Origin of the sequence: [Clostridium] fimetarium (assembly GCF_900111235.1) — a bacterium.
Classification (GTDB): Bacteria; Bacillota; Clostridia; order Lachnospirales; family Lachnospiraceae; genus Clostridium_N; species Clostridium_N fimetarium.
In genome coordinates this window covers 36562-57567 of the sequence record NZ_FOJI01000017.1, presented here as the reverse complement: position 1 = coordinate 57567, position 21006 = coordinate 36562, and the positions used below count along the sequence as shown (strand labels likewise).

Sequence of the window (21006 nt, the reverse complement as noted above, 5' to 3'; positions counted from 1 at the left end):
ATCTACTCCAATTCTATATTACTCTGGTAAATTTAAAGAAATGCTTGACTTATATCTATAATATATACGCCAAACATCTCTTATGCACATTAATTCAAGCTAAAATTCAAATTTATGATCAAAATAAGTTTTCAAATCTTGTATCTTAATTCTTTCCTGTTCCATAGTATCACGGTCACGTATCGTAACTGCGCCATCTACCTCAGAATCAAAATCATAAGTGATACAAAATGGTGTACCGATTTCATCCTGTCTTCTATATCTCTTTCCAATATTACCTCTATCATCAAATTCACAATTATATTTTTTAGATAATTCAGTAAATATCTTTTCAGCGCCTTCATTTAACTTCTTAGAAAGTGGAAATATACCGATTTTAACAGGTGCAATAGCAGGGTGGAAATGAAGCACTGTACGTACATCGCCTTCACCAATTACCTCTTCGTCATAGGCTGAGCAAAGAAATGCAAGTGTTACTCTGTCTGCACCAAGTGATGGTTCAATTACATAAGGAATATATTTTTCTTTGGCTTCATCATCAAAATATGTCATATCTTGACCAGATACAGTCTGATGCTGATTCAAGTCATAATCTGTTCTGTTAGCGATGCCCCAAAGTTCACCCCAACCAAATGGGAATAAGAATTCAATATCTGTCGTACCATTGCTGTAAAAACTAAGTTCTTCTGCTGAATGATCTCTTGCTCTCATCTCATCTTCTTTAATTCCGAGAGTTTGAAGCCAGTTAATACAGTAACTTCTCCAAAAATCAAACCATTCCATATCTGTTCCTGGCTTACAGAAGAATTCAAGTTCCATTTGTTCGAATTCTCTTGTTCTAAATGTAAAGTTACCAGGTGTAATCTCATTTCTAAATGACTTACCAATCTGTCCAATACCAAATGGTATTTTCTTTCTTGAAGTTCTTTGAACATTCTTAAAGTTAACAAAAATACCCTGTGCTGTTTCAGGTCTTAAGTAAACTGTATTCTTCGCATCTTCCGTTACTCCCTGAAATGTCTTAAACATAAGATTAAATTGTCTAATATCAGTAAAGTTATGCTTTCCACAGGTAGGACATGCGATTTGTTTTTCTTCTACAAAATTCTTCATCTCATCCTGTGACCAAGAGTCCACTGAACCTGAAAGCTCGTAATTGTTTTCTGCACACCAATCTTCTATGATTTTGTCTGCTCTAAATCTTTCATGACATTCTCTGCAATCCATAAGGGGATCTGCAAATCCACCAATATGACCTGACGCAACCCAAGTTTGTGGGTTCATAAGAATTGCACAATCAACACCAACATTGTATGGGCTTTCCATTATAAATTTCTGCCACCAAGCTTTTTTTACATTATTCTTAAGTTCAACACCAAGATTACCATAATCCCAAGTGTTGGCAAGACCTCCGTAAATCTCTGAACCTGGATATACGAATCCTCTTGATTTGGCTAATGCCACTATTTTTTCCATTGTTTTTTCCATTGTATATAACCTCACTTATTTAAACTTCTCATTTTATTGATACTATAACTTCGTATAAATTTTAACAATTATATTATATTGTACCTTATATTTATTATCATTACAATAAAATATTATAATATAAGCAATTATTTTCTACATGATTTTATATCAATTATATTAATATTCATTTTGCTAATGATTTCTTATTTTGCTACCAATAAAAGCATTTCAAGGGACTTCATCGGGCGGTCAAATACAATGCTTCTCAATCGTCCCAAAACCATCCTTAATTCAGCCAATACATCTTCACTAACCGTAAATGTAAATAGCTTATCGATTTTTGATGATATTATATATTGCAACGTATACAGGCTTGACTGAGAAATAGCAATCCCATCCTTCGGCGTATTTTTACAGTTTTTACAGTACATACCAAAAGTACTAATTGAAAAAATCATTAAATCTTCCTTGCTTCCACAATTTGCACATTGAAAAACCTTGGGATATTCACCATTTAACACCATTGCCTTTAATTCGTATACATATCGAATCAATTCATTCGGTATATTATCATTACTAAGTGCCTTCAGTGCTGCATACAGCAGGTTAATCATGCCACTTGCATCTAAGTTCTCTTTTGAAAAGTAATCCGCTATTTCAGCAAAATAGCATCCATAGTATACCGCCTCCAGATTGCTTGTAACCTCGCTGAAGTAATTCGAAATACTTGCCTGCTTAATATTATATGTAGCCCTGCCTTCATATAGTTCAAATGTCCCAAAGGAAAATGGTTGCGTAACACCCATCAGATGACTGTTCATCCGTCTAGATCCTTTTGCAAATGCAGCAATTTTCCCACGTTCCTTCGTAATCAGAACTACCCTCTTGTCATAATCGCTAATTGGCATGGACGATAGCACCATACCCGTAACAGTAGCAACATCCCCCAAGCCAACCACCTCCTAGTCTCTTTTGGTTTTATTCATCCTTCTTATTATAACCAAAGTTCTTGATCAAGAAATCGCTATCTCTCCACTCTTTCTTAACTTTTACCCATAAATTAAGGTTAATCTGATGTCCAAGCATTTTTTCTATTTCATAACGAGCATTTGTGCCGATTTTCTTAAGCATAGCGCCATTTTTACCTATGACAATTCCCTTATGAGAATCTCTTTCGCAAATAATCGTTGCTTCAATATCTGTCATCTTTCCATTTGGTCTGTCTTTCATGCTCTCAATTACAACAGCAATTCCATGAGGAATTTCTTCATCAAGTACTTGAAGTGCCTTTTCTCTAATAAGTTCTGCTACAATCTGTCTCATTGGCTGATCTGTAATCGTATCTTCGTCATAAAACATTGGACCATAAGGAAGATATTTGAAAACAAGTTCAACTAACAAGTCGACATTATCACCCTTTTCTGCAGAGATAGGAACGATTTCCACAAAATCCACAACGCTCTTATATTTCTCAATTACTGGTAACAAATCTTCTCTTTTAACCGTATCAATTTTGTTGATTACAAGTATTACCGGTGACTTTGTTCTGACAAGTTTTTCAATAATATGCTTCTCACCTGCTCCTATAAATGTAGCAGGCTCAACAAGCCAAAGCACAACATCAACTTCGTTAATTGTTTTTTCAGCTGCATTTACCATATAATCACCTAACTTATTTTTAGCCTTATGAATACCCGGTGTATCCACAAATATAATTTGGCCTCTTTCATCCGTCAAAACAGTCTGAATTCTATTACGAGTAGTCTGTGGCTTATTCGAAGTAATCGCAATCTTTTGTCCAATTATTCTATTCATAAGTGTTGATTTCCCAACATTAGGTCTACCAATCAAGGTCGCAAATCCTGTTTTATTCTTCTTATCCCCATCACCCTGAGAAATCCCACTACTTTTTAACATTTCACTTAAATCCATTCACTCACCATATCCTTATCATTTTTTTACTTTTTTCTTTTGTTATAATTTTATCTTTAGTTTTTTGTAATCTTTTTAATTCTTTGCATTTTGGCTTTTCGCTTTGGCTTTTCTCTCTGGCTTTTCAAAACCAGGCAAATCATTATGCATTTTGCCGTAATCCGGCTGAACGCAGTGCTAATGTTTTGTCAAGACTCAGATGAAAAATGAGCGCAAGCGAGTCTTTTCATCATCCCTGAGGCTTGTAAAAAACATACTGCGAGAAGGAAAGGTAGGCAAAATGCATAATGATTTGCCCCTTAAAATAGGTTTTGAATCATATCAAACATCTTTTTCTCATCATTAATCTGCTTTGCATTACCAACGACGCAGAAATAATTTTGTTTAATGACACTTTCAATTAAATCTGCTAATTTTCGAATATCTTCTTGTTTTGCATTGATAACTTCGTCACGTTCTTTTTGCATATCCTCATAAGAAACATTTGAAACATATGCTCCAAATGAACGCATACCTTTTGCTGATGGATTCATAGGTGTATCCATCTCACCAATTGTTCCAATAATATATTTTACCATATCACGGTCGCTGACAGTGAATTTTCTGATATAATTTGGCGCTTCTTCATATATCTTGTTTGTCTTAGCAAGATTAGGGTCACGGTATGATGCGAAATAACTATCGCCATTATGGTTAAAGCCACTCATACATCCATAGGCACCACCTTTAACACGTACATTTATCCAAAGATAATCATATGAGAATATGACCTTTAAAACCTTTAATGCACCCGAATAATGAAACCCTTCACTTACATAGTTACCACATCTTGCAACATATTGGACTTGTGAAGATGAAGTATAAGCGGTCTTTACATTCACTTGTTTGTACTGCCTAATGGCAACTTCAAGTATGTCCTTTTCAAGCTGTGAAACAAATTGTGTCATAGGTTGCGTTAATTTCTCATAGCCTTCTTCATTTGCCGTATAACTTACAAGCATATTATCTGCCCTAAATATCAATTTCACAAGTGATGATAGTTTATGAGATATATCCTCTTTTAAATTATCAAAATCAGATTCTAACATTTCCATCAGTTTATAGAATTTATAGCCGCGCATCAGATTAGAATAGTATCCCGTTTCCGAAAACTGCGCCATGGCTTCTAGCATAGCAACTGAATGTCCAGAATTTGTCATAGAACTTTCCAACCTTGATTTAACTGTGGATACAATTTCCTTTAGACGTTTATATTCTGTGAATTTAGAATCAAATAAAATTTCTTTTATTATATTAAACGCAAAATCAACCTTTTCATACATCGTTCTAGTTCTAACTTCATATTTAATTGCATATTTACTAAGATCATTACTATCCGTATATATCGATGCACTTGTTGAAATTCCACCACTATTTATATTAATCTCATTTGCTAATTCAGCATACGAGAAATTTTTAGTATCAATAAAACCTAGTACTGAACTTAATAATCCAACATAAGGGATAAGAACTTCAGGTACATTTTTACAATCAAATGAAAGTAACGTGTATGCTATCTTATTCGTAAACATATTGTGATGAATTACATCAATATCAGCAATTCGTTTTTTATCAATATATAGTGGCGCTGCTTCTTTCTTAATATCATCAATCGCTAGCATAGGAATTGTCTCAAGTGCTTCCTGGCTAGAAGCCTCATCTTGATATATTTCAAGATCTTTTGTATCTTTAATAATAGTCGAGATTTTCTCTTCCGTAAGAAGTGCTTTATATTTTTGCAATTCTTCTTCAACAGCCGTTTCCATCTTTTCAGTAAGGTTCTTCTTAGGCAATAGCACAATAAGAGAAGCATGATTATTTCCAAGTAACTGCTCTTTGATAATATTTTCAAATAAGCCATGTTTCGATTCTTCTTTAATCATATCAAATGTCTTACCTGCTTCTATATGAATAAATGGCTTTGACTCGTCATATAACCAGCTATCCATCATCTGAAGTCCATACATAAGACCTTTCGGATATGCGCCAAAATCAGCCTCACGATACTTAAATTCATAATAGTTTATTCCCGCTAAAATAGCTCTCTCTTCTATTCCATTTGTTGCAATATCTGAAAGAACCTCCTTGATTGTTTCAATAAATTCCTGCTGTTGAGCTTCATTTGCATTCTTCGCAATGATTGAATACACAGGTTGATAAACAGAGCTTTCATATGAACTATAAATATCCGTTCCAATCCCTTTATCAATCAGTGCCTGTTTTAACTTTGCTCCTGGTGCCATAACCAATGCATAATCAAGAATCTGCATTGCCAGATATAACTTCGGATTGAGCGACGTACCAACTACAACATTATAAGAAAGATATGAATTATTATCTAATGATTCATCTTCTGTAATCGCATATTCGGAAACCTTCGTCACCATCTTGTTAAATGGCTTTTGCAATCCAATCTGTGTATCCATACCGATTCTATCAAATTCCTTTAAATACTCCTCATCCAAGTAATCAAGGCGTTCTTGTATATCTATATTTCCATAGAGATAGATATAACTATTTTCAGGATGATAATAGTTCTTATGATAATTCAAAAATTCCTCATAAGTTAGCTGTGGAATCTTCTTAGGATCTCCGCCCGATTCTTTACTGTAGCAAGTATCAGGAAACAATGATATAAATGTATAATTAGATAGTACCTCATCCGGCGAAGAATACGCACCTTTCATCTCATTATATACGACGCCATTATATTCAAGCAATGAATCTGCATCCTCTAATTCATAATGCCATCCTTCCTGCTTAAATATTTCGGGCTTCGTATATATATTAGGATAAAAAACTGCATCCATATAGACATCCATAATGTTTTTAAAATCAACCTCATTACAGCTAGCTACAGGATAAACGGTTTTATCCGGATAAGTCATAGCATTTAAAAATGTATTCAAAGATCCCTTACATAGTTCAACAAATGGATCTTTTACAGGGTATTTTCTTGACCCACAAAGAACTGAATGTTCAATTATATGCTGTAATCCTGTATCATTATAAGGTGGTGTCTTAAAGCCAATTGAAAATACTTTGTTCTCATCATCATTTGATAATACAACTACTCTTGCTCCACTCTTTATATGTTTTAAAAGTAACCCAGTTGAATTCAAGTCCTCTAACTTTCTCTCTTCAAGTAACTCGTATTTGTCTAATCTCAAACTCATATATTATCTCTCTTTCTTTATAGATATTTTAGGGTTTTTGAGGTCGCGTTGCTCCTCACTAAGAATTAATTAAGAAACCAATTAAATGAAAGCACTTAATTGGTCTCTTAATTAATTCTTCGTTCGTTCTGCTTATCTCGTATATAGTATGCACTAAAATGGGTGTAATATCAACTATTAGTGATGATTTTAATGTTCCTATTAATTTTGAAAAATTTAAATAGTAAGTAAGTATCTTTTGAAGTATAATATTATTATGGAAATAATTAGTAGACAATACTTTCATTAGTCACTCACAAAGGAGAATTCAACATGTCTCAAACAACAAAAAAAGCGCTTGCAGCCTCTCTTAAAAATTTACTCGCTCACAAAACACTTGATAATATTACAGTAAAAGATATAGCGAACGACTGTGAAGTACAACGCCAGACTTTTTATTATCATTTTCAGGATATTTATGCCCTCATTGAGTGGATCTATTTAAGTGAAATTAAAAAAGCAATAAATGATAAGAAAACATATGCCACCTGGAACCAAGGTTTTTATCAACTATTTCAATATATTCTAGAAAACAAATCCTTTGTTATTAACACATATCGTTCTATTAAGCATGAGGATCTTGAGAAATATATATATGAAGGCTCCTATGCACTGCTTTTTGGTGTTGTTGAAGAACAATCTTTGGGATTACCAGTAAATGAACACGATAAGAAATTCATCGCTAATTTTTACAAATATTCTTTTGCCGGGATTTTACTTGAATGGATATGTAACGGAATGAAAGATGACCCCCAAAGAATTATCAATAATATTGATATCATGATTTGTGGTAACATAAAAAATGCCTTAATAAAATTTAGTGAGTAGTTTTCATACATATGATGCTATATGTCAAAAATTTTAACAATACATCCCATATGTCAAAAGTTTTGACTAGATATTTTTATTGTCTATGTCAGATTTTTATTAATTTATGTATAATTTATATATTGGATAATAAATTTATTCAATACATTTCAAATAAAATATTATATATAGAGGAGGGTTATTATGTTCTTTTTCGAGGCACAACCATTAAGCAACTGGCTTATGTGGCTAGTAGTATTTATTGCGCTAATTGCAATAAATGAAATAGGAAGGCGATATAAAATTGGAGGAATTATACTTTTCATGGTCTTACCAGTAATTCTTACTTTTTTTGTATGGCCACATACGACGAAAGGCACAAGTGTAAGTGACTGGTTCCATTTCGCCAAAGTATATTCATCGCTAGCAGGATGTATCGGTTTCTGGCTTCTTAGACATGTGAAAGGCGCAAGCAAAAAAAAGTGGGTTTTATGTTTCCCAGCATTAATCTTAGCCATCAATATCTGCGAAGCAGTAGCACGTGATTTTCAAATTGGTGGATTACATCTTAACAAAGAATTATTTGAAGGAATGGTAACTGTAAGTGGTTCTTGGAATTACATGAATGGTATTGCTGGAATCTTAAATATCATTACGATTACAGGCTTCCTAGGAATCTGCGTAGGCAAGTCAAAAAGCAAAGATATGTTATGGCCTGATATGGCTTGGTTCTGGATTATAGCATATGATCTTTGGAACTTTGCATATACTTACAATTGTATTCCTGATCATTCATGGTATGCAGGCGTTGCATTGCTTCTTGCACCTACACTCGCAGCTTTCTTCATCCAGAAAGGGGCATGGTTACAACATCGTGCACAGACACTTGCAATCTGGTGCATGTTTGCACAGACTTTCCCATGGTTCATCGATCAATCGCAATTTGCAGTTAAGTCAACACATAATACGACTTCACTTTTTGTCGCAAGCTTAGTAGCCTTAATCGCAAATATTGCAGTATTTATTTACATGATTTACAAAGTTGTAAAGACAAAACGTAATCCATATACTAGCGAACTCTACACAGATCTTAAATGTTATCAAGAAGTTAAAGAACTTGCAGAATAATACATAGCTATACACAAAAAAAACAGGCATTGATATGCCTGTTTTTTTGTATATAAAACTTTTTTGTACCTTTGAATCATATATAATGCTAAATAGTAATTAGATGAAAATTCCCCTATAGATATTCCAACAAACAGTACTATTTCCATTACATATCAAAACATTTAACGATCTATTCTATAACTATACACATATTCCCTCTATCGTTGTAGTTATCTATTACTTGGTCTCTTTGGCTGATATAAAAAGCCCATACAATATGGTGGCCATTGTTTATCATTAACGCCTGCCTTAGCTTCTACAACTTTACCTACTACCTTCAACAAATTACTCTTTACATATTCCTTCATCTTGTCTTACCTCCTGTTTTGCTATTTTTGCCACACTCAGTAACATTGCGCACATTATAATTGCTAACGATTCATATATAATGCATACTTTATTCATACTTAATGCAAACTCCGACATAATACATAACAATTCAACAATGACAATGATTCTTGCAGATTTTTTACAATCTCTAACTTCATCTGAATCTAAATTCAAATTAGGATGATTTACATTTCCAATAAACATTATTATTACTGCTGAAATACTCAATACCACGTACGTAGAGTACTCATGTGATAATAGGAATGTAATCAATACCGCATTCATAAAAATGTATATTATGATTGTGCTTATTAAACATTTTAAAAATGAATTGAAATGAAAACCTCCTGTCCTTTCTCTTAAGCTGAAAAAAAATAGCATAAAGAAAAGTGTTGGAATTGTAACATGCATAATTATTGATATCATAATTAGAATTGAATATGTAATAATCTTTTCTATCATTCCTTCTAAAATATATGCATAGTATTCTTTTTTTTCTGAAGTTAATATTTTTCTCTTGATCATTGCAGCTGTCATATTACTAGCAGTGTTATGTATCACAACTTCCCTCCTTCCAATTTTCTACTTAAGCTAATAATAATATATTATTATAAAAATTCAATACGCAAAGCAGAAAACGACTGTAAAAAGCAGAAATCGACTGTAGATTTTATAAACCAAGAATTTATCCACTAAAAAAAACCCTATAAAAACAGTTGTTTTTCAACTGTCCCTACTATAGGGTCTATTTTAACTTGAGCAACTTTCATATACTTATGCGATTATAGGTATAATAATACCGAAAAAGAAATATCCACCTTGCCCTTGCAATGTATAAGAGCCTTTATATTTTTCAACGCTTTCCTTTATATTCTTAACTCCTAATCCATGTTCCGTTTTGTTCTCTTTCGTTGTGATTAATGCACCGTCTATAATTTCAACGTCTTCTTCCGCTGTATTCTTAACCGAGATTATTGTCATATTTTCTTCAATTACAAACTTTAACCATATAATTCGTTTTTCTATGATTTTCTCACATGCTTCTATCGCATTATTTAGAAGATTAGAAAGAATGATAACTATATCTTCATCAACAATCACACACTCTGATAAATCATTCACCTTAATTACCATTACAATATTTTTATCTATTGCCTCTTTATATTTAGAATTAATAATCGCATTAATAATGACATTATTAGTATCAATCGCGTTTATCTCTTTTTTTAATCCACCTGTAATTTTCACTACATAATCCAACGCCTGTTCCACATTTTTATTTAAAAGCATACCTTCTATGCATCCAATTTGATTATTGTATTCATGAATACGTTTTCTTTGTATTTCGAAATCATCAGACATAGAGCGATACATATTTGTTTGATTCTTCATTCTTTCCTTGAAAATCTTATCACTCTGAATTAATTTTTCACGTCCAATAATATCTCTCATTAAATAAAACACCATTAAATTCATAATAACTAATCCAAATGCAATTATCAATAGCGTATTAGAAGCCGTTTCACTAATTTCCTTGTCAAAATTTATTAACATCGCACATAAAGCGATTATCGACATGATAGGGAAATATATAAATCTTAACCATTGGCTATCCGAAAGTAAACTCAAACTATTATTTATATCCCAATTTTTCTTAATAACCATAATTGCCACAAAGACTAATGTTTTACACAATAAAACGAATATTGTTCCATATATCGGATTATCCAAGTAGGTTATGGTCGCAGCGGGTATTATATATTTAATTGTAGTTAATGCTAAATAATCTATACCTAATAATATTCCGAAATATATAGATATTAAAAATAACATTTTCATTATTCTACTTTTATATATACCTAGCATTGTTGATGAAACAAATAATATCGTTATCAATTCTTTTAATGCAATATTTCCATTCAATTCAATTGATATAATAACCACTGCTAACGTCATAAAAATCAGACCGTATTGCTTTATGAACTTATATTTATTTATTCTTCTTTCCAAAAATATTTCCAAAAATAATGTACAATATAATATTTCTAAAAATACTATAAATATTGCTTGTATAATAGCCATTATTATAAATCTCCTTTGTACTCAATGAAAGCTTCTTTAATTGCCTTGAATTTAAGTTTTGGAATTGATAAATATTTGCTTGTTGTTAATAGTGCTCTATAATTGTTTACTTGAATAATATACTTAATATTCACTAGAAAGCTTTGATGAAGTCTTAAAAATCCATATGGTTCAAGTAAAATTTCTATTTCATCTAATTTTCCATAAAGGGTATATTTTTTTATCGTTTTTCCACTCATTTCAAATACTAATTTATGTAATCTACTTTCAATTAAGATAATATCATCTAACAGAATTTCCTTTTCTCCTTCAATGAAATCAAACTTCATCTTAATCCTATTAATCGCCATTTTTCCAAAGATTGTATCCAAACATTCTGTAATCGCAGCTTCAAAATTTTGACTGTCCTTTAAAATATATCTGATTGCATCAACTTTATAACCCTCCGGAGAAAAAGAAACAAACGCGGTGATAAATACGATAAATGCATTAGAATTTATCTTTCTAATTTGTTTTGCAGTTTCAATTCCATCCATTTCTTTCATATTAATATCAAGAAATACAATATCATATTCTGCTTTTTCCAATCCAACCATGCACAAATCCTTACCGGATTCAAATATCTCCAAATGATAATCTAATTGTAAAGCATCAAAGTATTTAATAACTAATTCCTTAATATAATCTCTATAATACTTTTCATCATCGCAAATCGCTATATTAAACATACCTATTCTCCTAGTCTTTATCTTATTAGGTAACATAAAAGAGTTTATTATCTAATATTTTAAAACGCAATCATAATAACAATAGAATTTTACCATATATTTTGTATATTTTAAACATAATTATGGAAATAATGTCATTTATTGTCATAATATTGCATTTTATGTATTTACCATTACACAAATCAACCCAATTATTATATCAAGGCACCTTTTTTGTCTTTTTTCCAGCCCCTATTTCAATACAACTTGTCCACGCACAGCAAAAACTCCTATAGTTCCTCAATTGTACGCATTTGCCGTTACTGACTTGCGGTATAGTATACAGGCGGTTGACACATTTTTTTGTGTCAAACCGAATGCATACTATACCACAAGTCTGTAGAGGCAATAGCGAACAAGAGGAACAATAGGAGTTTTTGCGTCCGTCCGTCCATCAAGTTCTATTTAAATATCCCTTTTTTCTTTTTTGTTTCTGGATGTTCCGGTGTCACTGGAGTTTCAGGATGTACTTCACCAATCATACTCTTATCGTATGTACGAAGTGCTTCCTTCTGTCCTTCTGTAAGCTTCTCAGGAACTTGAACAACCAATGTAATATAATGATCACCACGTACTGTTTTACTACGAAGTGAAGGGATTCCTTTTCCTTTGAGTCTTACTTTTGTATCAGTTTGAGTACCTGGTTTTACTTCATATAACACATCTCCGTCAACCGTCTTTACTTTGATTTCTCCACCAAGTACAGCTATTGGGAAGCTAATTGGAACAGTTGAGAATACATTATAATCCTGTCTTTGGAAAATCGGATGTCTAGACACTGTTACCTCAACGAGTAGATCGCCTCTAGGTCCACCATTTTTACCTGGCTCACCTTTTTCTCTAATTCTAATACTCTGGCCAGAATCAATTCCAGCTGGAACTGATACCTGAATTTTCTTTTTACTGCTGATGTATCCTGAACCGTAGCAATCAGGACATTTTTCTTTAATAATTTTACCTGTACCATTACAATCTGGACAAGTTGCCACATTACGTACCACGCCAAATAATGATTGTTGTGTATACATTACTTGACCTTTTCCACCACATTTTGGACAAGTCTGTGGGTCTGTCCCTGGTTTTGCACCAGTTCCATGACACTTCGCACAATCATCTTTTAACGTAAGTTCTATTTCTTTATCAACACCTGTTACAGACTCTTCAAATGTAATTCTTATACTAGTTCTAAGATTAGCGCCTTGTATAGGACCATTTCCACCGCCTCTTCTGCCTCTGCTACCGCCGCCTCCGAATAGATCGCCGAAAATATCGCCAAAGATGTCACCCATATTACCCATATCAAAATCAAATCCACCTGCTCCAGCTCCGCCACCTTGTTCAAATGCCGCATGACCAAGTTGATCATATTGTTGACGTTTCTGAGCATCACTTAGAACAGCATATGCCTCTGAAGCCTCTTTAAATTTTGCTTCTGACGCTGCATCTCCTGGATTCGTATCAGGATGATATTTCTTTGCTGATTTTCTATATGCACTCTTAAGTTCAGCATCATTAGCGGTTTTAGGAACGCCTAACACCTCATAATAATCTCTTTTATCTGCCATGATTTTTACCTTTCTAATATATACCATATGTCTAAATATTTTAATTTTAATATCTAAAAGATTAAATATTTAAATGTCTAAAATTTGAATAAGAATAATTTTCTCTATCCATATTCCCTATTATATACAAGAATAACAGTAAATCGAAAGTCTATTTCGATTTACTGTTCTCTTGTTTCATGAGTTTTTAAATGTTAGTAAACTTATACTTCTTTATATTCGCCATCAACAACATCATCATTTGGAGCTGCTCCTGCTTCTGGACCTGCATTCATATCTGGGCCAGCGCCTGTTGCTCCTGCTCCTGCTGCTCCTGCTTGTTCATAGAGTTTTTCAAAAAGTTTTTGAGCACTTTCCATTAATTTTTCTTTTGATGCTTTCATTTCATCGATCTGTACATCTGACATTTCTTCTGGATTCGCTTTTTCAATTAATGCCTTTAGTTCACTCAAGTTGGCTTCAACGATTGCTTTATCGCTAGGATCTAGCTTATCGCCTGCATCTGTAAGTGCTTTCTCTGTCTGAAATACCATTGAATCAGCATCATTACGAGTATCAATGCCATCTTTACGTTTTTTATCTTGAGATTCAAATTCAGCTGCTTCTTTCACTGCTTTCTCAATATCTGAATCTGACATATTAGAACCAGAAGTAATTGTAATACGTTGTTCTTTTCCTGTTCCCATATCTTTCGCTGAAACATTTACGATACCATTGGCATCAATATCAAATGTAACTTCAATCTGTGGAATTCCTCTTCTTGCTGTTGGAATACCATCAAGTCTAAATTGTCCAAGTGATTTGTTATCTTTTGCAAATTGTCTTTCACCTTGAACTACATTAATATCAACTGCTGTCTGATTATCTGCTGCTGTTGAGAATACCTGGCTTTTCTTTGTAGGAATAGTTGTATTTCTCTCTATTAATCTTGTTGCAACACCGCCCATTGTTTCAATTGAAAGTGAAAGTGGAGTAACATCAAGAAGTAAGATTTCGCCTGCACCGGCGTCTCCTGCTAATTTACCACCCTGAATTGAAGCACCAATTGCTACACATTCATCTGGGTTAAGTGTTTTACTAGCTTCTTTACCTGTTAATTGTTTTACTTTATCTTGTACAGCGGGAATTCGTGTTGAACCACCAACTAATAATACTTTTGTAAGTTCTGCATTCGTTAAACCAGCATCTTTCATTGCATTTAAAACTGGTGCAGCTGTTCTTTCAACTAAATCATGTGTTAACTCATCAAATTTTGCTCTTGTAAGGTTCATGTCAAAATGCTTTGGACCCTCAGCGGTAGCTGTAATGAAAGGTAAGTTGATGTTAGTTGTTGTAGCAGTTGATAATTCTTTCTTTGCTTTTTCAGCTGCTTCTTTTAATCTTTGAAGAGCCATCTTATCTTTTGATAAGTCAACGCCTTCCGCTTTTTTAAATTCAGCTAACATATAATCTGTAATCTTCTTATCAAAATCATCACCACCAAGAACTTTATCACCAGATGTTGCTAATACTTCAATAACACCATCACCGATTTCAATGATTGATACATCAAATGTACCACCACCTAAATCATAAACCATAATCTTTTGTTCATGTTCGTTATCAAGACCATATGCTAATGCTGCTGCTGTTGGCTCGTTGATAATTCTCTTAACATCAAGACCTGCAATTTTACCAGCATCTTTTGTCGCTTGTCTTTCAGCATCATTGAAGTAAGCAGGTACTGTAATAACAGCTTCTGTTACAGTTTCTCCCAAATAGCTTTCAGCATCTGCTTTTAACTTCTGAAGAATCATAGCTGAAATTTCCTGTGGTGAATATTTTCTATCATCAATAGCCACTTTATAGTCTGTACCTATATGTCTTTTAATTGAAGAAATTGTTTTTTCTGCATTTGTTACAGCTTGACGTTTTGCAGCCTCACCAACAAGTCTTTCTCCTGTCTTTGTAAATGCTACAATAGATGGTGTAGTTCTAATACCCTCTGTATTAGCGATAACAACTGGTTTACCACCTTCCATAACTGCAACACATGAATTTGTCGTTCCTAAATCAATTCCGATTATTTTACTCATAATTAAATCCTCCTATAGAATTTACAATCTATTTTTTTGTTTTTATCTACTACTTTATTGCTTTACTAACATTGTATGGAACCTTTATTTTTATTGCTTTCTTCCATATAATTAATTTGCTACCTTGACCATACTATGGCGTACTACAGATTCTCTGTAAATATAGCCCTTCTGGAACTCATCAGCTACAACATTTTCACCAAGCTCCTCATCTTCAATATGCATTACTGCATTATGAAAATTAGGATCAAAAGGCTGACCTACTGCCTCTATTGTCTTGACTCCTGCATCCTCTAAAGCCTTCGTTAGTTGTTTGAATACTTTCTCGATTCCTTCTGTAAATGGTGATGATTTTTCTTCATCTGAAATGGCATCAAATCCTCTTTCGAAATTATCCACGATTGGTAATATCTTTTCGATTATATCCTTCGCTCCAATTTCATACATTACTGACTTCTCTTTTTCAGTTCTTTTTCTGAAATTATCAAATTCTGCCATCTGACGTCTGTTCTTATCAATCAGTTCGTCTATAAGAATATCCTTAGGATCTTTCTTTTTTTCTTTTTTTCCAAACTTTTTAGCTTTCTCTGTAGATTCCTTGCCTTTTTCTGCTTTTTCATCCGCATCTACTTCTACTTCTGATTCCGCTTCTGCCTCTGTGAATTCATCTACAATATCTTGTTCGCCATCATTTATATTAGCAGTTTCAACTTCTTCTGGTTGAATTGCTTCATTGTTTTCATTTTCTGGCACTTTCACACCAACCTTTCTCAATTTTTCTTAAATACTGTATCCAACTGTGATTTTACAGTTTTTAATGCCTCAACCACTTTATCATAATCCATTCGTTTTGGTCCGATTATTCCTATTGTGCCTCTCAAGCCGTCTTCGAATTGATAAGTTGCTGTAACCACACTACAATCTTTCATTGTCTGTACCGGTGTTTCATTTCCTATATATACTTGAATACCTTGGTTCTGCGAACTATCTAAGGAATCCGAAATCAGATTTGTAAGAAGTTCTTTTTCTTCCAAAGTACATATAAGCTCACTTGCTTTGATTCTGTCACTTAATTCTGGATACTTAAATATGTTAGTTGCACCACTTGTATAAATATGCATCTGTTCAGCATTCCCTATTATATCTGTGATTGTATCCAAAACCATTTTGATTAAATCAACATATTCGCCTGCCTGATTCTGCATTCTAGAAATAATACTGAGATTAATTTCATCTAATGTCAAACCATTAAGACTGCTGTTTAACAAAATATTCAACTTTAGCAACATCTCTTGTGAAATATCTTCGCTAATATTAATCACCTTGTTCTTTACAAGATTACCATCCAATACGATAACTGTTAGAATCTTGTTTGGCTCAAGTTGTGACAATTGAATAAACTTCAACTTTACCTTATGACTTTGCGGCAAACTAATCATTGTTGCATAGTTCGTGTCATTCGCTAATGTCTTTGCTACGTTTTGTAGAAGTTCTTCCACTCTTTCTACTTTATCAGTTAAAAAGATTTTCAGTTCTGTAACTTCTTTTTCCCTTTTTAAAAGATGAGCTTCTTTTTCTAACATCATATTATCAACATATAATCGATATCCCTTATCAGAAGGAATACGTCCTGCAGAAGTATGTGGCTGAATTATATATCCCAACTCCTCCAAATCTGCCATCTCATTACGAATCGTAGCCGAGCTTAAATTCAAATCAGCGTCTTTTGAAATGGTTCTTGAACCGACCGGTTCTCCAGTTTCAAGATAATTCTGAATGACTGCTTTAAGAATCTTTATCTTTCTATCGTCAAGTTCCATAACAGCTGCTCCTTTGCAATGGATTATATTTAATATAAGTTTTTTTGTTAGCACTCTAATTGATAGAGTGCTAATACTGATATATTAAAAATATCACTAACGCATTTATTTGTCAACACCTGTTTTGTTTTTTTTTTATTATAATGTGATATTTTTTGCACAACAATCTAAAAACACCGTAGAACGTGTAATGTATATACTGTTCAAAAAACCATATATATATAGAAGAAAATAAATCAAGATCGGGTATTCAATATATGAATGATGACGATAGAAAAAGGATTATAAGCAATGACTACGCTGATTTAATAGTGGAATACAGTAAAAATCTATTGGAGTTATTTGATTTGCAAAACGAAACAATTAATTATATCGACTCTAAGTATGCTGTTGTATATATTCCAGAAAATAAAGTAACGCAGCAGTTTATTCATGAAAAAGATTACTCCGTCATCCCTAAATTGTTAGGATTACTTGATACTACAAATTTAGAAGCAATGGGCGTTAAAAAGATTCAGAATGTATCTTCCTTAGCTTTAAAAGGCCAAGGAGTTCTCTTGGGATTCGTTGACACAGGAATAGAGTATACCAATCCAATATTTAAAAATACTGATAATTCAACAAGAATCTTATCTATATGGGATCAATCAATAGAAAATAAGCAGGCTTCTGCAGATATATTTTACTATGGAACAGAATATAATGAGGACAACATTAATCTTGCTCTTAAAAACGATGTACCATTATCCATTGTCCCAAGTACAGATGAAATAGGACATGGCACAATGTTAGCAGGCCTTGCAGGAGGTTCTAATATCGTAGAAAGTGATTTTGTAGGTGTAGTACCATTATCGGAATATGTTGTTGTTAAACTCAAACCAGCCAAATCTAATATAAAACTACTGACTATGGTACCAGAAAATACAATATGCTATCAGGAAAATGACATTATGTTTGGCATTCAATATTTAACAAATGTAGCAAGACGACTTGGAAGACCTATTGCCATCTGCATTGGACTTGGTACCAATCAAGGCTCGCATGACGGCAGTTCTCCAATATCAGATATGATTTTAACTCATGCAAATAGAACGGGGATTGCAATCATAGTCGCAGCCGGTAATGAAGGCAATGCTGGTCACCATTACTATGGAACAGTTGATCCCAAACTCGGTTTTGATAAGGTTGAAATTGAAGTTGCAGAAGGTGAAAGCGGTTTTGCTATGGAATTATGGGGAAGTTTACCTGGCACCTATTCAATCGATATCACATCTCCAAACGGAGAATACATTCCACGTATACTACCTAAGTTACAAGCACGTAGAAAAATTAATTTTATATTTCAAAATACTATTATTTTAGTTGATTATTTTATAGTAGAAACACAAACGGGCGATCAGCTGATTTTAATTCGATTTATGAACCCTTCACCTGGCACCTGGATAATTAACGTATATGCGGGGAAAATCAGTTCGGGTTTTCATATTTGGTTGCCAATGCGAGGTTTTATTCTAGAAAACACTTTTTTTAAAAAGCCTAACCCATATACGACGGTTACCACTCCTGGAAATGCATTAATTATTATTACCGCCACTGCATACAACCATAGGGATCAAAGTATATATCTCAATGCCAGCAAAGGCTTTACTAGAACTGATTTTGTCAAACCCGATTTAGCAGCTCCTGGAGTAAATGTCTATAGTCCGTTACTTGCAAATGAATTTGGAGATAAATCGGGAACTAGTATTGCAGCTGCACTAACTACTGGTATTGCAGCAATGCTGCTTGAGTGGGGAATTGTAAAGGATAACTATCCCTCCATGGATTGTTTGCAGATTAAAAAGTTCTTATTCCGAGGTGTTAACAGAAATGAAAACATAATATATCCAAATAGAGAGTGGGGATATGGCACAATAGATATCAATGGAACGTATGAAAGTTTACAAGTTCAGTCTTAATTTTTTTTCAAAACATATATATATACAAGAAAAGTAAATTAGGCAGCGTATTCCGTATATATGAATGACTTGGATAGAAAAAAAATAATAAGCAATGAGTATGCCGATTTAATTGTGGAATATAATGAAAACCAAAAAAAATTATCTAACTTTCCAAATGATACAATTAATATTATCGATGAAAAGTATGCCGTTATTTATATACCAGTAGATAGCGTAAAGCAAGATTTCTTGCAAAGACAAGACTATTCCACTATCCCTAAATTATTCGGTTTGGTTGATACTACAAGTTTAGATGAAATGGGTGTTAAAAGAGTCCAAAATGTACCAAACTTAGCTTTAAATGGCCAAGGAGTCCTATTAGGGTTCGTTGATACCGGAATTGAATATACCAATCCCTTATTTAAAAATACCGATAATACAACAAGAATATTGTCTATATGGGATCAATCAATTGAAAATCTACAAGCCTCCTCCGAAATATTTTATTATGGAACTGAATATAATGAGAATCAGATTAATGAAGCACTTAAAAGTGAAGCACCTTTAGCGCTCGTTCCAAGCACTGATCAGATAGGGCATGGAACAATGTTGGCTGGACTTGCTGGCGGCTCTAATATCGAAGACAGTGACTTCATAGGCGTAGTGCCGCTATCACAATTTGTGGTTGTCAAACTCAAACCTGCCAAATCAAATCTAAAGCAATTGATTTTGGTTCCAGAGGATACAATATGCTATCAGGAAAATGATATTATGTTTGGAATTACCTATCTGATTAACATTGCTAATCGACTTGGGAAACCTATTGCAATCTGTATTGGACTTGGAACCAATCAAGGCTCACATGATGGTCGTACGCCCTTAGCCGACCTGATTTATACTAATTCTAACCGAATTGGTATAGCAACAGTTGTTGCAGCTGGAAATGAAGGCGACACCGGCCATCATTATTATGGAGAGGTTGATCCTAAACTTGGATATGATCTGGTCGAAATTAAAGTTGGAGAAGGTGAAAGTGGTTTTCTTATGGAATTATGGGGAAGTTTGCCTGGTACGTATTCCATTGATATTACGACTCCCGGTGGAGAATACGTTCCTCGTATACTTTCCAAATTACATGAAAGTAGAAAAATCAATTTTACCTTTGAAAAAACAACTATCTTAGTTGATTATTTTATTGTGGAAAATCAAACAGGAGATCAACTGATACTAATTCGATTTCAAAATCCTTCACCTGGTATATGGAAGCTCAAAGTATATGCTGGAAAAATCAGTTCAGGCTTTCACATCTGGCTACCAATGCGAGGATTCATTAATGAAAATACGACATTTGCAAACCCTAACCCGTATACAACAATAACTTGTCCCGGTTATTCACTAACAGCAATTACAGCCACGGCCTATAACCATAAAGTTCAAAGTATATATCTGAATGCAGGTAGAGGATTTTCAAGAATAAATTTAGTAAAACCTGATTTAGCGGCTCCTGGAGTTAATGTCTATAGCCCTTTACTTGGCAATGCATTTAGTGAGAAATCAGGAACAAGCATATCAGCCGCACTAACTACGGGTGTATCCGCTATGCTACTTGAATGGGGAATTGTAAAAAAGAACTACCCTACGATGAATAGTCAGCAAGTCAAAAAGTTCCTATTTCGCGGTGTTGAACGAAATCCGAATTTGATTTATCCAAATAGAGAGTGGGGCTATGGCACTTTAGATATATACAGAACTTTCGAAAGTTTACGAGGTGAACCATAATTCTATCAACTAGAT

16 protein-coding genes are annotated in these 21006 nt (G+C 33.4%); 4 read left to right on the top strand and 12 right to left on the bottom strand.

Going from position 1 to position 21006, the window contains the following annotated elements:
* Positions 1-99 precede the first annotated feature (99 nt).
* The 4 genes from BMY18_RS17420 to BMY18_RS17405 form a co-directional block, all read right to left on the bottom strand.
* Positions 100-1488, bottom strand: coding sequence for a glycine--tRNA ligase (locus tag BMY18_RS17420; RefSeq protein WP_092456693.1), 1389 nt, complete (start codon positions 1486-1488; stop codon positions 100-102).
* A gap of 185 nt (positions 1489-1673) precedes the next feature.
* Entirely contained in the window at positions 1674-2420 is a 747-nt protein-coding gene (gene recO, locus BMY18_RS17415) for a DNA repair protein RecO (protein ID WP_330386009.1), read from the bottom strand.
* A gap of 28 nt (positions 2421-2448) precedes the next feature.
* Positions 2449-3387 (bottom strand): GTPase Era, encoded by a 939-nt coding sequence (era, locus tag BMY18_RS17410; protein WP_334292372.1) that lies wholly within the window; start codon positions 3385-3387, stop codon positions 2449-2451.
* A gap of 314 nt (positions 3388-3701) precedes the next feature.
* A complete protein-coding gene (locus BMY18_RS17405) occupies positions 3702-6617 on the bottom strand; it encodes an insulinase family protein (protein ID WP_092456687.1) in 2916 nt (971 codons plus the stop codon).
* A gap of 312 nt (positions 6618-6929) precedes the next feature.
* Between BMY18_RS17405 and BMY18_RS17400 the strand changes: the two genes are divergently transcribed.
* Together BMY18_RS17400 and BMY18_RS17395 are read left to right on the top strand one after the other, a co-directional pair.
* Positions 6930-7484, top strand: coding sequence for a TetR/AcrR family transcriptional regulator (locus BMY18_RS17400; protein ID WP_092456685.1), 555 nt, complete (start codon positions 6930-6932; stop codon positions 7482-7484).
* 183 nt (positions 7485-7667) lie between these two features.
* Entirely contained in the window at positions 7668-8591 is a 924-nt protein-coding gene (locus BMY18_RS17395; RefSeq protein ID WP_092456682.1) for a DUF5692 family protein, read from the top strand.
* 212 nt (positions 8592-8803) lie between these two features.
* On the opposite strand, the gene BMY18_RS17390 is transcribed toward BMY18_RS17395, so the two are convergent.
* From BMY18_RS17390 to hrcA, 8 genes are all read right to left on the bottom strand, one after another.
* Positions 8804-8941, bottom strand: a complete 138-nt coding sequence (locus tag BMY18_RS17390) for an AgrD family cyclic lactone autoinducer peptide (protein WP_092456680.1) — start codon at positions 8939-8941, stop codon at positions 8804-8806.
* Positions 8919-9524, bottom strand: coding sequence for an accessory gene regulator B family protein (locus BMY18_RS17385; RefSeq protein WP_092456677.1), 606 nt, complete (start codon positions 9522-9524; stop codon positions 8919-8921). The genes BMY18_RS17390 and BMY18_RS17385 overlap by 23 nt, the downstream gene beginning before the upstream one ends.
* Positions 9525-9737: 213 nt before the next feature.
* The gene (locus BMY18_RS17380) at positions 9738-11045 is read right to left on the bottom strand and encodes a sensor histidine kinase (protein WP_092456674.1); all 1308 of its coding nucleotides are present in this window, start codon (positions 11043-11045) and stop codon (positions 9738-9740) included.
* A gap of 2 nt (positions 11046-11047) precedes the next feature.
* Positions 11048-11773: a LytR/AlgR family response regulator transcription factor gene (locus tag BMY18_RS17375; RefSeq protein WP_092456671.1), complete on the bottom strand. Its 726-nt coding sequence runs from the start codon at positions 11771-11773 to the stop codon at positions 11048-11050.
* 440 nt (positions 11774-12213) lie between these two features.
* Entirely contained in the window at positions 12214-13377 is a 1164-nt protein-coding gene (dnaJ, locus tag BMY18_RS17370; protein ID WP_092456668.1) for a molecular chaperone DnaJ, read from the bottom strand.
* Positions 13378-13580: 203 nt separating this feature from the next.
* The gene (gene dnaK, locus BMY18_RS17365) at positions 13581-15452 is read right to left on the bottom strand and encodes a molecular chaperone DnaK (RefSeq protein WP_092456665.1); all 1872 of its coding nucleotides are present in this window, start codon (positions 15450-15452) and stop codon (positions 13581-13583) included.
* Positions 15453-15563: 111 nt separating this feature from the next.
* The gene (gene grpE / locus BMY18_RS17360; protein ID WP_092456662.1) at positions 15564-16211 is read right to left on the bottom strand and encodes a nucleotide exchange factor GrpE; all 648 of its coding nucleotides are present in this window, start codon (positions 16209-16211) and stop codon (positions 15564-15566) included.
* 11 nt (positions 16212-16222) lie between these two features.
* Positions 16223-17272 (bottom strand): heat-inducible transcriptional repressor HrcA, encoded by a 1050-nt coding sequence (hrcA, locus tag BMY18_RS17355; protein WP_092456659.1) that lies wholly within the window; start codon positions 17270-17272, stop codon positions 16223-16225.
* Between the two features lie 257 nt (positions 17273-17529).
* On the opposite strand from hrcA, the gene BMY18_RS17350 reads away from it, so the two are divergent.
* Both BMY18_RS17350 and BMY18_RS17345 read left to right on the top strand, forming a co-directional pair.
* Complete coding sequence (locus BMY18_RS17350; protein WP_092456656.1) at positions 17530-19230, top strand: S8 family peptidase; 1701 nt, start codon at positions 17530-17532, stop codon at positions 19228-19230.
* Positions 19231-19290: 60 nt separating this feature from the next.
* Entirely contained in the window at positions 19291-20991 is a 1701-nt protein-coding gene (locus BMY18_RS17345; RefSeq protein ID WP_092456653.1) for a S8 family peptidase, read from the top strand.
* The last annotated feature ends 15 nt before the right edge of the window (positions 20992-21006 follow it).

Excerpts from the sequence above, each read along its gene's own strand:
- BMY18_RS17405 (WP_092456687.1), bottom strand. The coding sequence starts at position 6,617 with ATGAGTTTGAGATTAGACAAATACGAGTTACTTGAAGAGAGAAAGTTA.
- BMY18_RS17350 (WP_092456656.1), top strand. The coding sequence starts at position 17,530 with ATGAATGATGACGATAGAAAAAGGATTATAAGCAATGACTACGCTGAT.
- BMY18_RS17345 (WP_092456653.1), top strand. The coding sequence starts at position 19,291 with ATGAATGACTTGGATAGAAAAAAAATAATAAGCAATGAGTATGCCGAT.
- BMY18_RS17380 (WP_092456674.1), bottom strand. The coding sequence starts at position 11,045 with ATGGCTATTATACAAGCAATATTTATAGTATTTTTAGAAATATTATAT.
- BMY18_RS17395 (WP_092456682.1), top strand. The coding sequence starts at position 7,668 with ATGTTCTTTTTCGAGGCACAACCATTAAGCAACTGGCTTATGTGGCTA.
- BMY18_RS17390 (WP_092456680.1), bottom strand. The coding sequence starts at position 8,941 with ATGAAGGAATATGTAAAGAGTAATTTGTTGAAGGTAGTAGGTAAAGTT.
- dnaJ (WP_092456668.1), bottom strand. The coding sequence starts at position 13,377 with ATGGCAGATAAAAGAGATTATTATGAGGTGTTAGGCGTTCCTAAAACC.
- BMY18_RS17375 (WP_092456671.1), bottom strand. The coding sequence starts at position 11,773 with ATGTTTAATATAGCGATTTGCGATGATGAAAAGTATTATAGAGATTAT.
- BMY18_RS17420 (WP_092456693.1), bottom strand. The coding sequence starts at position 1,488 with ATGGAAAAAACAATGGAAAAAATAGTGGCATTAGCCAAATCAAGAGGA.
- BMY18_RS17400 (WP_092456685.1), top strand. The coding sequence starts at position 6,930 with ATGTCTCAAACAACAAAAAAAGCGCTTGCAGCCTCTCTTAAAAATTTA.
- hrcA (WP_092456659.1), bottom strand. The coding sequence starts at position 17,272 with ATGGAACTTGACGATAGAAAGATAAAGATTCTTAAAGCAGTCATTCAG.
- dnaK (WP_092456665.1), bottom strand. The coding sequence starts at position 15,452 with ATGAGTAAAATAATCGGAATTGATTTAGGAACGACAAATTCATGTGTT.
- era (WP_334292372.1), bottom strand. The coding sequence starts at position 3,387 with ATGTTAAAAAGTAGTGGGATTTCTCAGGGTGATGGGGATAAGAAGAAT.